The 15,934-nt window shown below is 64.5% G+C and carries 15 protein-coding genes; 6 read left to right on the top strand and 9 right to left on the bottom strand.

Annotated features, from left to right (window positions below; genetic code table 11):
* Positions 1–5: 5 nt before the first annotated feature.
* Together GSQ89_RS17545 and GSQ89_RS17540 are read right to left on the bottom strand one after the other, a co-directional pair.
* A complete protein-coding gene (locus tag GSQ89_RS17545; RefSeq protein ID WP_158927525.1) occupies positions 6–1,160 on the bottom strand; it encodes an ATP phosphoribosyltransferase regulatory subunit in 1,155 nt (384 codons plus the stop codon).
* Between the two features lie 45 nt (positions 1,161–1,205).
* Positions 1,206–1,898 (bottom strand): hypothetical protein, encoded by a 693-nt coding sequence (locus tag GSQ89_RS17540; protein WP_158927523.1) that lies wholly within the window; start codon positions 1,896–1,898, stop codon positions 1,206–1,208.
* A 195-nt stretch (positions 1,899–2,093) separates the two neighbouring features.
* Here GSQ89_RS17540 and GSQ89_RS17535 point away from each other — a divergent pair, with 195 nt between their 5' ends.
* Together GSQ89_RS17535 and GSQ89_RS17530 are read left to right on the top strand one after the other, a co-directional pair.
* On the top strand, positions 2,094–3,668 hold the full coding sequence (locus GSQ89_RS17535; protein ID WP_254073251.1) for an MBOAT family protein: 1,575 nt from the start codon (positions 2,094–2,096) through the stop codon (positions 3,666–3,668).
* Complete coding sequence (locus tag GSQ89_RS17530) at positions 3,668–4,630, top strand: hypothetical protein (protein WP_158927521.1); 963 nt, start codon at positions 3,668–3,670, stop codon at positions 4,628–4,630. Before GSQ89_RS17535 ends, GSQ89_RS17530 begins: the two co-directional genes overlap by 1 nt.
* On the opposite strand, the gene GSQ89_RS17525 is transcribed toward GSQ89_RS17530, so the two are convergent.
* Positions 4,599–5,189: a hypothetical protein gene (locus GSQ89_RS17525; RefSeq protein WP_158927519.1), complete on the bottom strand. Its 591-nt coding sequence runs from the start codon at positions 5,187–5,189 to the stop codon at positions 4,599–4,601. The genes GSQ89_RS17530 and GSQ89_RS17525 overlap by 32 nt on opposite strands.
* Entirely contained in the window at positions 5,189–5,821 is a 633-nt protein-coding gene (locus tag GSQ89_RS17520; RefSeq protein WP_158927517.1) for a hypothetical protein, read from the bottom strand. The genes GSQ89_RS17525 and GSQ89_RS17520 overlap by 1 nt, the downstream gene beginning before the upstream one ends.
* A 252-nt stretch (positions 5,822–6,073) precedes the next feature.
* On the opposite strand from GSQ89_RS17520, the gene htpG reads away from it, so the two are divergent.
* The 3 genes from htpG (at position 6,074) to GSQ89_RS17505 (ending at position 9,971) form a co-directional block, all read left to right on the top strand.
* Positions 6,074–7,894, top strand: coding sequence for a molecular chaperone HtpG (htpG, locus tag GSQ89_RS17515; RefSeq protein ID WP_158927515.1), 1,821 nt, complete (start codon positions 6,074–6,076; stop codon positions 7,892–7,894).
* Between the two features lie 167 nt (positions 7,895–8,061).
* Entirely contained in the window at positions 8,062–9,447 is a 1,386-nt protein-coding gene (locus GSQ89_RS17510) for a M17 family metallopeptidase (protein WP_158927513.1), read from the top strand.
* Between the two features lie 146 nt (positions 9,448–9,593).
* Positions 9,594–9,971: a MarR family winged helix-turn-helix transcriptional regulator gene (locus GSQ89_RS17505; protein WP_158927511.1), complete on the top strand. Its 378-nt coding sequence runs from the start codon at positions 9,594–9,596 to the stop codon at positions 9,969–9,971.
* Positions 9,972–10,006: 35 nt separating this feature from the next.
* Here the strand turns inward: GSQ89_RS17505 and GSQ89_RS17500 are convergent, their stop codons facing one another.
* Positions 10,007–10,840: a carbohydrate ABC transporter permease gene (locus GSQ89_RS17500; protein ID WP_158927744.1), complete on the bottom strand. Its 834-nt coding sequence runs from the start codon at positions 10,838–10,840 to the stop codon at positions 10,007–10,009.
* Between the two features lie 8 nt (positions 10,841–10,848).
* A complete protein-coding gene (locus GSQ89_RS17495) occupies positions 10,849–11,781 on the bottom strand; it encodes a carbohydrate ABC transporter permease (RefSeq protein ID WP_158927509.1) in 933 nt (310 codons plus the stop codon).
* A gap of 103 nt (positions 11,782–11,884) precedes the next feature.
* On the opposite strand from GSQ89_RS17495, the gene GSQ89_RS17490 reads away from it, so the two are divergent.
* Complete coding sequence (locus GSQ89_RS17490; RefSeq protein ID WP_158927507.1) at positions 11,885–13,051, top strand: M20 family metallopeptidase; 1,167 nt, start codon at positions 11,885–11,887, stop codon at positions 13,049–13,051.
* 4 nt (positions 13,052–13,055) lie between these two features.
* Here GSQ89_RS17490 and GSQ89_RS17485 read toward each other — a convergent pair whose 3' ends face one another.
* The 3 genes from GSQ89_RS17485 to GSQ89_RS17475 form a co-directional block, all read right to left on the bottom strand.
* Complete coding sequence (locus GSQ89_RS17485) at positions 13,056–13,262, bottom strand: hypothetical protein (RefSeq protein ID WP_216856222.1); 207 nt, start codon at positions 13,260–13,262, stop codon at positions 13,056–13,058.
* A gap of 244 nt (positions 13,263–13,506) precedes the next feature.
* The gene (locus tag GSQ89_RS17480) at positions 13,507–14,388 is read right to left on the bottom strand and encodes a sulfotransferase family protein (protein WP_158927505.1); all 882 of its coding nucleotides are present in this window, start codon (positions 14,386–14,388) and stop codon (positions 13,507–13,509) included.
* A 309-nt stretch (positions 14,389–14,697) separates the two neighbouring features.
* The gene (locus GSQ89_RS17475; protein WP_158927503.1) at positions 14,698–15,810 is read right to left on the bottom strand and encodes an Mrp/NBP35 family ATP-binding protein; all 1,113 of its coding nucleotides are present in this window, start codon (positions 15,808–15,810) and stop codon (positions 14,698–14,700) included.
* Positions 15,811–15,934: the final 124 nt, after the last annotated feature.

Genomic DNA, 15,934 nt, shown 5'->3' with positions numbered 1-15,934 from the left:
TATGTTCAGCCCTCAGTGTGAAGAAGTTCGGCTTTTTCGGCACGTAGTATATGGGAGCAACCCAGGCGGTTTGCCTCGGCCGTGTCGTCGGGGACCGGCGCCAGCGCCGCGACGGTGGCAAAACCGTCAACCCGCAGACCCGCCACGATGCCACGATCGGCGCCGAACGGCACGAAAATACGCGGACGCGCCTGGCGGGACGGTGCCACACGCAGGATCGCGTCCGGATACAGCGTCAGGCCGGTGGCCGGCTCACTGTCGCCGCAAATATAGCGTCCGCCGCGCCCGAGCTCCTCGTGCCGGCCGGGCGCGTATACTGTGACCGAGACGCCGGTTTCATAGCGGAAGCCGCGGAATTCCACAGGATCCACGGTCAGCCGCAACGCCGGCGCCACCGCCTGGATCGCCGCTACCGTCTCCGCCACTCGTTCGGCCAGCGCGCCGGCGAGGTTTTGCAACTTCGCCTCGGCCAGCGCCGCCAAAGCGCGGTCGGCCGGGCCGGCGGCCATCAGCAATTCGGTCAGCACCGGCGCCAGCGCTCCGCCATGCCGGGACACCGCCGCCGCATCCTTCCGATCCAGTGCCCGAGCCAGAGCCGCGCGATCCGGCCCGGTCATCCCGGCATCGTCCAGCAATGACGGCACCAGCATCGGCAAGGTCAGGTCGAAGCTGACCCGGGTCAGGCCAACAGCCGCCAGCGCCTCGGCCGCGACCAGCACGGTTTCGGCGTCGGCGTCCGGACTGTCGTGGCCGATCAGCTCGATCCCCGCTTGTGCCACCTGCCGATCCGGCGCGAGCTGGTTGCCACGCACCCGCAAGCACTGCCCGGCGTAGGACAGGCGCAACGGCCGGGGCGCGCCGGCCAACCGGGTCGTGGCGATCCGTCCAACCTGGGGGGTCGTGTCCGCCCGCAACCCCATCATGCGTTGGCTGTCGGGGTCCATCAGGCGGAATGTCTGGTCCGCCACGGCGATGCCGGAGCCGGCGAGCAGGCTGTCCTCAAACTCCAGCAGCGGCGGCTTCACACGCTGATAGCCGTGTGAAGCGAACACCGTCATCAGCGCCTCGACGGCGGAGGCTTCCGTCTCCGCGTCGGGCGGCAGCAGGTCGCGCAGCCCGGCGGGTAGAAGGGCCGGATTGGGGGGAAGATCGTCGGTCATTTCCGGCGTCAGCTACCAGCAAATGGCCGGCCGGGAAACACCTGTTCAGCTGGCGATCTTCCGCCGCACGATCCGCAGCCCGACAAGGCCGACCGCAAGCACGGCCAGACCGGCCGGTTCGGGGGCGTCGATGGTCAGGATCGTCGCATCCAGATGCTCGACCGGCGACATGAACGTGATGCCGCCCTTCACCAGTCCCGAACCGCCGCCAATGCTGTCCAGGCTGTCGATCGCGGCCGCCGGGTCGCCACCGCCATAGGCCGAGAACAGCGTCGCATCGTCGAACAGCACGCCGATCGACTCCTGCACCATCCCGTCCGGACTGGCCGCGCCCACCGCCAGATAGTTGTCGCCGCCATCGGCCGGGTCGCAGATCGACACCAGGCCGCCCGAGCTGTTGCCGAAATACCCCAGTGTGCCAGTCGAGACGACCGTGGACGTGATTCCGTTCAGCGTGAAGCTGACCGACACCGCACCGGCGCCGAAATCGCCGTAGCAGGCCCCGCTCGCACCGCATTGCTGGGTCAAGGGCGCGGGATCGATGGAAACCGAACCGGTGATGACCTGCCCCGAGAGGTTCGCCCCGTAGCCCTCCGCGAATATGTCTTCGGTGTCGATGTTGTTGCCGGACCCGACCATGGCGGTGAACGCGATGGTGGGATTGGCCCGCGCCATGGACGACAGGGTCAGCAACAAGACACAGACCGGCAAGAGGAAGCGAGACGCTGCGAGGATCACGGGAAACCCCTTCTATGGTCGCCAATCGTACGGCCTGGATAGAACGAGTGACGAACAGCAAGTATCATGCCAGGGCTATATCCGATTGTAATTCAATCAGTTAGCCTTACATACACAGATATTCTGTAAATAATGCCGACACGCTGTCGTTAACCTTTCATTATCTGTTTCGGCGTACATTGGCGCTCACACGCCATGTTGTTTCATACCACCGCGTTCATTTTTGGTTTCCTCCCAGTCTGCCTGGTGGGATTCTTCACGCTCGGTCGTTTCTTTAAGGCAAAATGGGCGCTGTGCTGGCTGGTGGCATGCAGCCTGTTCTTCTACGCCTGGTGGAACCCGGAGCATCTGCCGCTGCTGGCTGGCTCCGTCGGGCTTAACTATGCCATTGCCCGGATGGTGCGGCGGACCCACGCACACCGGGCATGGCTGGCGACAGGGGTCGCGCTGAATCTGGCGATCCTCGGCTGGTTCAAATATGCCGATTTCCTGCTGCACATCGTCGCCCCGCATGTCCCGGCGCTGCACATCACCCTGCCCCTGGCGATCAGCTTCTTCACCTTTCAGCAGATCATGTTCCTGGTGGATACCAGCCGCGGCCACGCTCGTCGTGCCCAGGTCTTAGGACGGACCCAATGCGCTTCCTGCGTCAAAGGCCCGCCGCCTGCGCTTTCCGATACCGATCTCGGCGCAGGCGTGGATGGCGGGCCTTCGCCCGCCATGACGATCCCCGTGCCCCCCTCTTTTCTGACCTACGCCGCGTTCGTCACTTTCTTTCCCCACCTCATCGCCGGTCCGATCGTCCGGCCGTCGGAGATCATTCCGCAACTCACCGCCCACGATCTGGCCCGCCTCCGTATCGAGAATTTCAGCGACGGTCTGCTGATCTTCCTCCTCGGTCTCGGTAAGAAGCTGGTGCTGGCCGATATGTTCGGCGGTTTCGCCGATATCGGCTTCGACGCCGCCGCCCGCGGCGCCAGCCTGACGTTCTTCGAGGCCTGGTACGCCACCCTCGCCTACGCCCTGCAAATCTATTTCGACTTCTCCGGCTACTCCGACATGGCCATCGGCCTCGCCCGGATGCTGAACATCCGCTTTCCGATGAACTTCGACAGCCCCTACCAGGCCGCCAACATCGCCGAGTTCTGGCGCCGCTGGCACATCACCCTGGGCGGCTTCCTGCGCGACTACCTGTATATCCCGCTGGGCGGCAACCGGACCGGACCGATCCGCCAGATCCGAAACCTGATGGTGACCATGTTGCTGTGCGGGCTGTGGCACGGGGCGGCGTGGAATTTCGTCATCTGGGGCGGATTGCACGGGCTGCTGATCGTCATCCACAAGCAATACCGCCGTGTATTCCCCCCCTTGCCGGCGCCGTTCGCCCAGGCGCTGACCCTGCTCGCGGTCATTGTCGCCTGGGTGCCATTCCGAGCCGCGTCGTTCGGCAGCACAATGACGATGCTGCGTGGCATGGCCGGCCTCAATGGCATCGCCCTGCCGCGGATGATCGTTTCCGCGCTGCCCGGCTTCGCCTCGTTCGCCGATCCGGTCACGGTGCTGCCCTACCTCGGCGACGCCCGGACCCTCAGTTTCCCCGAACTGTCCGCCTGCCTGCTGCTGGGCTGGCTGATCGTCCTGACCCTGCCGAACGTCCACCGCATGACGCGGCGAACCCGGCACTGGAGCCTGACCGGCAGCTTCGCGCTTTCGGTGCAGGCGCTGTTCTTCGCGCCGCACGTGGCACCATTCCTGTACTTCCAGTTCTGATGCGCCGTATCCTGCTGGCCTGCATCGCTTCGCTGATCGTCTATATAAGCGCGTTCGCCTGCCTGCTGGACCGGCCGCTGACCCTGGGTGCCCTGCGAACCCGCATCGAGGCCACCGTCGCCCTGGCGCGCACCATCCATCAACCCAAACTGGTCATCCTGGCCGGATCGAACGGTCCCTATTCCCACCGCTGCGAGATCATCGGGCCGATCGTCGGGCGTCCCTGCATCAATGCCGGCGTCGCGGTCGGTATCGGCCTCGACTATCTGTTCACCCGCTGGAAGCCACTGCTGCATGCCGGCGACATCGTTTATCTGCCGATGGAGGAAACCCAGTACGCGCGTCCTCGCGCCACATCCGACCTGGGGCCGGACGCCAGCATCATGCTGCGGTACGACCGCGCCACGCTGCGGACCCTGCCGCTGCGGCGCCAGGTCGCGGCGCTGTTCGCAGGCGACCTGCGCGCCGCGATCATGAGCCTGATCGAAACCGTGCTGGTCGAAGGCGGCTTCCACGACCCGCGCGTTGCCGTCGATGGCGGCTTCAACGTGTGGGGCGATCACATCGGCCATACCGCCGCGCTGGCCGCCGTCAACCGGTCCACGCTGGCGGTGATCGTGCCGGTGCATCACACCGCGGCCGAGGTCCGCGACGGCTATGGCGCCGTCGAGATCACCGAATTCCTCCGCTGGACCCGGCGGCATGGGGTGCGGGCGGTCGGCGGCCTGCCGACCGGCTTCATCGACTCGCCGATCGCCGCGGACAGCATCGCGGCGATCCGGACGATCTACCGCGACCAGGGGGCGGACTTCCTGGAACTGCCGAACCACAGCGACTATCCGCGCACCGACTTCTTCGACACCCAGGATCACCTGAACGAGGAAGCGCAGATCGCGCACTCCAAGGCGATCGGCGAGGCCTTGGTCCCGCTTATGGACCGGGAATGGGCACGGTCGCGGTGACCGGGCAACTGTGCTGCTGTTTCTCCTGGCAGCGGGCCTGGGCCTGGGCGACAGCTTCCTTGGGCGAATTGCCGCAGCCGACATCGCACACCGACAGCTTGCCGGACATCCAGCAGGCCACGCCGATATCGGAAAACTTGTCGGAGGAGCAGCGTGATGCGATCTCCGATGTGTTGTTGATGTTCGGTTCGCGCTCGAAGCCGCGGGCCATGTCCGCGAACACGCATTGTTTCGGATCGCCGGCCCGCGACTGACAGGCATCCATGGCCCGATCGCCAACCCGCGGCGGCATATTGGCTGGACAGGGCATGCGGTTGTTGACCGGTGAGTCCGTTTCCGCCGAGGCGATCCGCATGCGTGCGGCGAACACGTCGTTGTTGGCGGTATCGTCGATCAGATAGGTCACGGTGCATCCCGCCGGCGCCTTGCTGTCCGCGACGATAGGCGGGACGTTCAGATGCAGGTCGAACGCCTGCGGACCGGCGATCGCCGCACCGCCAGGCAGCAACAGGCCCGCGGTCAGCAAGGCCAGGGCCGCGATCAGCCAGGACGGCCGCATCAGTTGCTGACCTGGCGCCAGCGGACGGACGCCATGTACGCGACGGTCGGATCGGTCACGTCCACCACCTGGGCGTTTCCGGTTCGATAGCGCGCACTCATGACCACGGCCTGGGTGATCGGCACGAACCGGGCAAAAATCGACTGCGCCGCTTCATTGGTGTCGGTGCAGCTTTTGTCGGCGATCAGCCGATAGGACAGGCGGAACAGACCCTTGTCGGTGAACAGAAGGACAAGATAGCTGGTCCCGCCGGTGCAGCCTGTGGGATTCATCCGCAGCGCCCCGGCCCGGTCGAGCGGCACGCCGAAATACCGCACTTCACCGGGATACTCGTTCGCCAAAGGCAGGTCGGTCCAGGACAGGCCGGGGTAGGGATCGGGCAGGCTCGCATTCACCTGGGCGGCCGACATGCCAAAGGCGAGGCCGCCGGTCAGGTTCGCGAAATCCGTCGCGGTCTGCTGCAATGCCGACCTGAAATTCAGCATCGCATTGTCCCATTGGACCGGCGGCGGCAGGAAAATACGCTTGACCGGTCCGGAAGACGGCGCGGGAGCCGCGGGCGTAGGGGCCGGCTGCGCATACGCCTGACTGGCTGCCAGCATCAGCAGCATCGCGGTTCGGCGCGCATCCATACGTCAGTTACTCCACGGCGGCAGGCGCACGCATCCTATCCGGAGCCAACCGGCGATGGAAGATTCCTGCTCACCGGGGAAACCGCCGCCCGATGGTCCTCGCGAGGCGCAAAGCGACGCGGCAATCCCCATGTCAGTGGCCGCCATCGCTTGGTCGCCGCCCTGCGATGACAACCGGGGTGGTGAAGATGCGGCGACGTATTGAAATCGCCCGCCGCCGACCGCATATGGCGCGGCGCAAGGAGGTTACGCATGAACGACACTGTTTTGGAACAACATTCATTTGGTGCCGAGGTCGGGCGCCTGCTCGATCTGGTGGTTCACTCGCTCTATTCCGAGCGCGAGATATTTCTGCGCGAGCTGGTAGCCAATGCGGCGGACGCGGTGGATCGCCGCCGGTTCGAGGCGCTGACCAATTCCACCCTGGCGCCGCCTGCCGACGCGAAAATCCGCATCGTGCCGGACAAGGAGGGCAGCACCCTGCTGATCTCGGACGACGGCATCGGCATGACGCGGCAGGAGCTGATCGACAATCTGGGCACTATCGCCCGTTCCGGCACCCGAGCCTTCGCGCAGAACCTGGCATCCGCCAAGCCCGAGGACCGGCCCAACCTGATCGGCCAGTTCGGCGTCGGTTTCTACTCCGCCTTCATGGTGGCCGATCGCGTCGAGGTCACGTCCCGCAAGGCCGGCAGTGACGAAGCCTTCACCTGGGCATCCGAAGGCGCCGGCCAGTTCACCCTTGCCCCGGCGACGCGCGAACAGCCCGGCACCGACATCGTGCTGCACATGAAATCCGACGCGTCGGAGTATCTGGAGCCGATGCGGCTGGAGACCGTGATCCGCAAATGGGCCGATCACATCACCCTGCCGATCACCGTCACCCAGGACGGCAAGGACCAGCCGGCGAACGAAGGCACGGCGCTGTGGCGCAAGGCGAAGTCAGAGACGACCGAACAGTCCTATAAGGAATTCTACCGCCACCTCGGCCACTACTTCGACGAACCCTGGGCCACGCTGCATTGGCGCGCCGAAGGAACGCTGGAATATTTTTGTCTATTGTTCATTCCCGGCATGAAGCCGTTCGATCCCGTCGAAGGGGATCGCGACGCCCATATCCGCCTGCATGTCCGGCGCATGTTCATCACCGACAAGGCTGAATTGCTGCCGCACTGGCTGCGCTTCGTCAGCGGCGTCGTGGACACCGAGGACCTGCCGCTGAACGTCTCACGCGAGATGCTGCAATCGACGCCGGTGCTCGCCCGCATCCGCAAGGCCCTGATCAGCCGTGTGCTGTCGGAACTGAAGTCCCGCACCAAGGAGGCCGACGATTACAACAAGTTCTACGAGAATTTCGGTCCCATCCTGAAGGAAGGCGTGTGGGAGGATAACGACCATCGCGCCGACATCGCACCGCTGCTGCGCTTCCACTCCTCCGCGCAGGACGGCTGGACCTCCCTGCCCGACTACGTGTCGCGCATGAAAGAGGGCCAGGACACGATCTACTACCTGGCCGGCGACCAGGCCGACGCGCTGAAGACCTCACCGCAACTGGAAGGCTTCCGTGCCAAGGGCTTCGAAGTGCTGCTGATGGCGGATTCGATCGATTCGTTCTGGCCGGAACGGCTGGATAGTTTCGAAGGCAAGAAGCTGCGCAGCGTCACCCAGGCGGCCGAGGACCTGGGTAAGGAGGACGACCAGCCGGATATCTCGCCGCTGCTGGCGGCCATGAAGACCGCCCTGGGCACCCGCATCGCCGACGTCCGCGCCACCGCCCGGCTGACCGACAGTGCGGTGGTGCTGGCGTCCGATGGCAAGGGACCGGATTTGGCGATGCAACGGCTGATGCGGCGCTCGGGGCGGGCGATGATGCCGACCAAGCCGGTGCTGGAGGTCAATCCGCGACACAAGCTGATCGAGGCGCTGTCCGCCAAGCTGGACGACACCGCGTTGATCGCGGACGCGGCGGAGACCCTGCTCGACCTGGCCCAAGTTCAGGAAGGCGACCTTCCCGCCGACGCTACCGCGTTCGCCCGGCGTGTCACCACCCTGCTGGCCGGCAGCCTGGGATAGGCTATGCCGGTCGGGTGACAAAACCCGATCGGCTGCCCATCTGTTCCGGGGCGCGTGATCGTTTCGAGATGAAGCGATCACGCCGCGGCTGGTTTGTTTGGGGGGGCGAATCAGGTCCAAGGTTGGCGCCGCCTTCGACAATCACCCCAAACCGCGGGATTGCACCCATGCTGGACCAGACCATCGATTGCATTGTTGATTCGCCGGACGGGACACGCCCGGTCCACGTCGTCCGGCCGGACGGGCTGGCGCAGTTCCTCGATACGCTGCCGGTCGCGCAGGCGGCCTTTCTGCGCGACACGACGTTCGGCGCGAAGGCCGGCGAGATTCGTTTCCTGCCCGGCCCGGACGGCGTAACCGGCGCGGTACTGGGCGCCGGCTCCGATCGGTCGCCCTTTATTTTCGGCAACCTTCCATTGCAATTGCCTGAAACATTTTCCTGGCGTCTCGAACCGAGCGAATACGACTCCCAGGCCGCAACTCTTGGTTATTGTCTCGGGGCATATCGTTACAACCGTTTTCGCTCAAACGAACGCAACCCCGCGAAACTTTTCGTATCATCCGGACATGAAACAAGCCTGGCCCAGGCTTCCGCCACCTGGATGGTACGGGATTTGATCAATACACCCGCCAATATCCTCGGGCCGGTTGAGCTGGCGGATTTTTCCGTATCGCTGGCGGATCGCTATGGTGCCGTGTCGCAGGTATCCGCCGGCGCGGCGCTGGAGGAAGCCTACCCGACGATCGCCGCTGTCGGTTGCGGGTCCGTCCGGCCGCCGCGTGTCGTGACGTTCCACTGGCGCGGCAGCGCGGCGACGGACGCCTCACCGCTGCTGTCGCTGTGCGGGAAGGGCGTCTGTTTCGACACCGGCGGCTACGACCTGAAGCCGTCGGCGGGCATGCTGCGGATGAAGAAGGACATGGGGGGCGCCGCGACCGTTCTGGGCCTGGCACGTATCGTCATGCAGGCCGATCTGCCGATCCGGCTGGCGGTACGCGTCGGCTGCGTTGAAAATTCCGTGTCCGGTACAGCGATGCGGCCGTCCGACGTAATACGGACGCGATCCGGCCTGACCGTCGAGGTCGGCAACACCGACGCCGAGGGCAGGCTTGTCCTGTGTGACCTGCTGCATGAGGCATCGGCGGAAAACCCGTCTTTGCTGGTGGATTGCGCCACGCTGACGGGAGCTGCCCGCGTCGCCCTGGGTCCCGACCTGCCCGCACTGTTCTGTAATGACGACGGTATCGCGGATGCGGTTCTGCGCCGCGGCTCCATGGTGCATGACCCGCTTTGGCGCCTGCCGTTATGGCCGGGATACGATGACTGGTTGAAAAGCCCTATCGCCGATGTGAATAATGTTTCATCCAAGCCGCTTGCCGGTGCCATCGTCGCTGCGCTTTATCTGCAACGGTTTGTCGCTCCAGGTATACCTTGGATGCACATCGACCTCTATGCCTGGAACGATCAGACACGGCCGAGTCGGCCTGAAGGGGGTGAAGCCATGGGCATGCGCGCACTTTTCGCGCTGGCCAGCAACGAACTTTTGGCTTAACCAGACTAAGGCAATTGGCTGATAGCGGTTGTTGTGATAGATCAGTGAATCGCCAAATGTAATAAGGTTGACTCCGATCTATATTTTGTTTATGTGGCAAAAGGGTGGTCGGCAATTTGCGCGCCCACTTAAGAAAGGACACTAAAGTGGCATCTCCTCCCAACCCGGTTTCGGATGCCCAAGTCGGCCTCCTCCGTGACACGGTTGTCGCGCTGGTTCGCCGGGATGGCGCCGATCTGTCGGCTCGTCAGCTTGGGGTCTTCCTGACTTGCTATCTGAATGACGGTGGACACACGGTTCGTGGTCTCGCCGCCGAATTGAATGTATCGAAGCCGGCGATCACACGCGCCCTGGATCGTCTGGGCGAACTGGATCTCGCGCGGCGCAAGGTCGATCCGCTGGATCGCCGCAGCGTGCTGGTGCAACGCACGACGAAGGGTTCCGCCTTCCTGCGCGATTTGCGGAACATCATGACCGAAGCGTCCGGCGGCGGCAAAAAGGGCTCAAAGAAGGCCGCGGCCTGATCTGACCGACTCGATTGGCCTGCCCTGAAGGGGGGTTATCCCCCCTTCACGCCGCCTGCGGTCAGGCCGGCGACGATTTCTTTCTGCATGACCAGGGTCAGCAACAGAACCGGTGCCGTGACGATCAGCGCCGCCGCCGCCAGCGGGCCCCAGCTTATCTGCTCGAACGTCAGCACGTTGTAGACGGCAACCGGCAAGGTGCGGGTTGAACGACCGGCCAGAACGACGCCGAAAATGAAGTTGTTCCAACTGAAAATGAATGACAGGATCATCGCGACCATGATTCCCGGCCGCGCTAGAGGCATCGCCACGTAGCGGAATGCCTGCCAGATCGTCGCGCCATCCACCAGCGCCGCTTCCTCCAACTCGCCCGGCAGGCCCTCGAAGAAGCCGATCATGATCCACACCACGATCGGCACCGTGATCACCAGGTGCGTGATCACCAGCGGCACCAGCGTGCCGATCAGGCCAAGCCATTGGAACAGCAGGAACAGTGGGATCAGATATGACAGGCCAGGGGTGACCCGGGCGATCAGGATCAGGACGGCGGCCTTGCTGGCCTTCGCCTTGGCGATGCCATAACCGGCCGGCACCCCCAGCAGCAGCGCCAGGCCGGTGGCGCTGAACGACACGATCACGGAGTTGATGGTGTATGTCAGGAAGTCGTTCTTCGCGAACACGTCGATGAAATTGTCGAACGTCGGCGGATTGGGAATGAACACCGGCGGAAAGGCAGTGTTGTCGGCCTCATTCTTGAAGGCCAGCGACAGCATCCACAGGAAAAACAAAATCGCTGGCGAAATCAGCATCAGAACGGAGAAATACAGCCCCACGCGCCCCAGGAGGCGCCTCAGACGGTGCCGTGTCATCGCTCGGGTCATTGCCATGCCTGCTTTTGCCGGACATGAAGCAGCAGCATGCTGATCAGCAGTATCAGCACGAAGAACACCACGACCATCGCCGATCCGTAGCCCAGGTCGTAATAGGCGAACGCCGTCTGGTACAGCAGGATGTTCAGTGTTTCGCTCGACGTGCCCGGGCCACCCAAAGTGATTACATAAATGGTATCGAAAGCCTTAAGCGCATCGATCATTCGGATGACGCCAGCGACAATGATGAACGGCCAGGCCAGCGGCAAGGTGATGTGGCGAAACATTTGCCACGGATTGGCACCGTCCAGGACCGCGGCTTCATACGGGTCCCGCGGCAGGCTGGCGATCCCGCCAAGCACGATCAGCATCACCAGCGGCGTCCATTGCCAGGTCTCGACCATGACAAGGGTGGGGATGACGGTCGTGCTGCTGTACACCCAGGCCGATGGCGGCAGGCCCATCAGGCTCAATAGGTAGTTGAGAACGCCCAGTTGCGGGTGAAACATCATCGTCCAGACCAGCGCGACCGCGACCGGGGTGGCCATCATCGGCAGCACGAAAATCGTCCGCGCCACGCCGCGCAGCCGGAAATTGGCGGCAAAGCAGACGGCGGCCCATACGCCCAGGATCACGGGAGCCACGACCGAAGCCGCGGTGAACACCAAGGTGCGCACGATCGCCCACTGGAACCGGTCATCGACCAGCATCTTGGCGTAGTTCGCCATACCGACGAATGGCGTCGCCCCCGATACCTTCCAGTCGTGCACCGACATGTACAGGGTAAATATCCACGGGAACACGATGACAATCGCAACGACAATCGCGGCAGGCAGGGCGAAAACCCAATAACGGCGCGCATAGTTGCGGCCACGTCCCGATCGTTTGCGTTCGGGCGGGCCGACCGTTATTGGACCGGCCGATGAAATGGAAGCGCTCATGCGGGTGGGACGTCTCTCGTTGCGAGGTCCGTTGCATCGGCCTCTTGCACGCTTCAATAGCTTAATAGACCTTGTCGCACCACCGTGATGGAGGCCATGCGCGATGTCCGGAACCGAAATCACCGCCTGGCTGGGCTCGCAGCAGGACGCGATGGTCGCGCTGCTGCGGGACATGGTCGATATCGACAGTGGTAGCTACAACAAGGCCGGCATCGACGCGGTCGGCGCCGTGGTCCGGCAGTTCCTGGAAGGTCATGGGCTGACGGTCGAGACCTTGCCGCAAAGCCGCCACGGCGACTGCCTGCGTGCGACCATTCCCGGCGAGGCGTCCGGCAACACCGGCGGCAACATCGTGCTGATGGGCCATCGCGACACCGTCTTTCCGGACGGCGAAGCGGGCCGCCGTCCGTTCACCATCCGCGACGGCATCGCCTACGGGCCGGGGGTCGCGGACATGAAGGCGGGCCTGACGATGAACTGCTTCATCCTCGCCGCCTTTGCCCGCTTCGGCGGCGCTCCGGCCCCGCTGGTCGGCCTGTTCACCGGCGACGAGGAAATCGGGTCCCCGGAAGGCCGTCCGGTGATCGAGGCGGAAGCCCGTCGCGCCCGCGCGGTGTTCAACAGCGAACCAGGCCGGGTGTCGGGCAATGTCGTGACCGGCCGCAAGGGCGGCGTGTTCATGGCGTTCCGCATCACCGGCAAGGCGGCGCATTCCGGCGGGAATTTCTCCGAGGGCATCAGCGCGATCGAGGAACTGGCGCGCAAAATCCAGGCGATCCACGCGCTGACCGACCTGGATCGCGGCATCACCCTGAATGTCGGCCTGGTCGGCGGCGGGCAAAGCGTGAACACGGTCGCTCCCTGGGCCGAGGGCCAGATCGATTTCCGCTATATCGATCCCGACGACAAAAGCGACATCCTGGCCCGCATCGGGGCCATCATCGAGCGCAGCTTCGTTCCCGGCACGCGCGCCGAACTGACCGTAAGGGGCGAATTCCTGCCGTTGACGCAAAGCCGGCCGGCGAAACGCCTGTTCGAACTATACGTGGACGCGGCAAACGCCTCGGGCTTCCGCACCGATGGGGAGTTCACCGGCGGATGCGCCGATTCGGGGTTCACCGCGGCGGTTGGCGCGCCGACGATCTGTGCGGTCGGTCCGGTCGGCGGCAACGCCCATAGCCCGGACGAATTTATGCGGATCGACAGCCTGGTGCCGCGCGCCCAGGCATGCGCCCGAGCGATTTTGGGGCTGGATGGGGTGGGTTTGTAGCGAATTAGCGGCGCCAGCCGCCGTCATAGCCGTGCCCGTATCCGCCGTAATAGCCACCATAGTACCCACCGGCATAGACCGGTGCGGTATAGCCGTAGCCATATGCGGGATAGGCCGCATAACCCGGATAGGCGGGGTAGGCCACACAGCCGCCAAGAAGCGCCGCCAATCCTAATGCGGCCACTGGTAGCATCGAACGAAACCGAAGCATCGTGTCGCTCCTTTCCCTGCTGACAGGTTTGGATATGGTGACCCTTCGCGGCGCTTTCACGGCGAAGACGCGTCGATCCCGTGTCATGTCGACGGCCGTTGACGTTGACGTTGACACGTCAGCCTTGTCTTGGGCCAGCGACGTCCGGGCCTTCTGCTCCAGTACCTTGACTGGGCCGGATGGCCCGGACTGACGCCAGGCCGTATCCAGAGACGCCGGGCCGTGGCGGTCCGGTCTGTCGCTGCTACCTCAGGCGGCGCAGCGCACGTAGCGGCGTGCTCAGCCGCCAGGATAACGGCTTACGCATGGCGGCGAGCGCCGACAGATAATTCCCGTGCATCTTGTCTAGATCGATCAACGCCGCACGCACCGCATCGAAGGCGGCTCGCGCCGCTGGTTCGTCCCCGGCGAGTCCGTGTTCGACCGCCGCCCAGGTTGCCGTCGAAAACCGCGGCATGGTCGCCTCGAACGGCTCCGATGCGACACCGTGGCATAGGTGCGGTTTCAGCAGCGGGCCGATTTCGTCGATCGCCTCGTGCCGCTCCATCGGCCATTTTAGCGCCAGCCCATCGGTGATCCGGCGCATGGCATCCGGCCAATCGGTCATGATCTCTCCCATGCTGGTCCATACACGCCGGCAGCCTCGACTCTGAACCTCCGCCTCCGACACGGATCGCAACCAGAGGAATTCCGCCAGGCCCGGTTGCATGCCGTCGCGATCGCCCAGCGACCGCACCACCTCGGCGACCGGACGCATTTGCAGGATCACCAGCGGTTCGATGTCCAGCACGTCGAGTGCCTCGAGATACAGCGGCAGCAACCGGCAAAGCCGCGGGTCCTTGATCACCAAGATCGGTGCGTCGCCATAGCTCTGACGGATTTGGCCGATGATGCGCCGCATGAACCGATATGCTTGCCGGGAGCGGAACCAACGGGCCGGGATCGGCCTTGGATCGTCCCAGCGGCGGCCGAGACTTTCCAGGATGCGATCGTTCAGCGCGACCAATGCCTTGGGTTCGAAATGCCCCAGCGGATTACCGTGTCCCGCCCCCATCAAGTCATTCGGCAGCGTCGCGCCCAGAGCGTGCAGCACATGCGCCAGCAAGGATGTCCCGCTTCGACTCATGCCAAGCACAAGAAGCGCCTTGCGTGCCGGCCTGCGTAAAGGAACGAGCGGCGCTGAGGTCTCAACGCGCGTCAGATCTTGACAAAAGTCCATCCTGATCGTAGTCCCCGGCTGCTCGTTCGATCGTGCTTATCGCCGGGGTCTTTGCGTTTCGATTGCGCTGTGATGCTGACCTGTAACTAAGCGTCACTGTGCGATACGGGACGAGTGAGCCACAGACGATTTTCCAAACGGGCCGGCCGCCTCGGACGCTGCACCTTCACAGGCTGGAACGGCGCCGGCGTTGGCCTACCGCTCCAGCGGTGAACGTCAGTCTATGACGATCCGCGGGCCGCTGCCGCGCGCCGCCGTGGTGCCGGACACCTTCTCCCACACCCGAACGGCCAGGGCGGCGTAGGCTTTTGCCGCATCGCTGTCCGGCGCCGAGGCCGCGATCGGCGTGCCGGCGTCCGAGGCCACGCGGATATCCAGCAGCAGCGGGATCTCGCCCAGGAATTCCGCGCCCAGCCGGGTTGCTTCGGTCTTCGCGCCGCCATGGCCGAAGATGTCTGCCCGGTGTCCGCACGCAGGACAGCAATAGAAGCTCATGTTCTCTACCAGGCCCAACACCGGCACCTTGGTTTTCTCGAACATGCGGACGCCGCGCCGGGCGTCGATCAGGGCGATGTCCTGCGGCGTGGAGACGATCACCGCCCCGGTCAGCGCCACCCGTTGCGCCATGGTCAATTGCGCGTCGCCGGTGCCCGGCGGCATGTCCACCACCAGGATGTCCAGCGCGCCCCACGCGACCTGGCCCATCATCTGCTCCAGCGCGCCCATGACCATCGGGCCGCGCCAGATCATCGGGGTTTCCTCATCCACCAGGAAGCCGATGGACATGCACGACAGGCCCCAGGCCTGCAGCGGGATCATCTTGTCGTTCTTCACCTCCGGCTTCCGGCTCAGCCCGATCATCCGCGGCAGGCTGGGTCCGTAGATATCGGCGTCGAGCAACCCGACCTTGTGACCCAGGCGCGCCAGCGAAACCGCCAGATTGACCGCGACGGTAGATTTGCCGACGCCGCCCTTGCCCGATGCGACCGCGACGATGGCCTTCACATCCGGCAACAGCAGGGCTTTCCCGCCTGGCGCCGCATGACCATGGCCATGGGTCGGCGCCGGAGCAGCCGGCGGCTTGTGCGCGGTCAGGATCGTGGTGGCGTTGGTCACGCCCGGCTGGCGCATCAGCAGCGCCTCGGCTTCCCGCCGCACCGGTTCCATCGCCGCGGCATGGGCCCGGTCGGTCAGCAGAGTCGCCTGCACGAGGCCGCCACGCACCTCGATTCCCTCGACCAGGCCGGCGGTGACGATATCGCGTCCGGAGACCGGATCCTTGATCGCACGCAATGCGGCCCGCAGGGCATCCGAAGTTGTGTCGACCATGGTACCTGAACCCTCACCTTGCAAACCGGCCACGACCGGCGGATAAGCACCGCGCCGCGTGCGCCTGTCCAGACCGATATGGCGCATGGTACCGTTTCCGCCAACGGCCCGCGCATCCGGCGAT

Origin of the sequence: Acidisphaera sp. S103, from assembly GCF_009765975.1 — a bacterium.
Classification (GTDB): domain Bacteria; phylum Pseudomonadota; class Alphaproteobacteria; order Acetobacterales; family Acetobacteraceae; genus Rhodopila.
The sequence above is the reverse complement of the archived record's forward strand: the minus strand, read 5'-3'. Positions and strand labels throughout refer to the sequence as shown.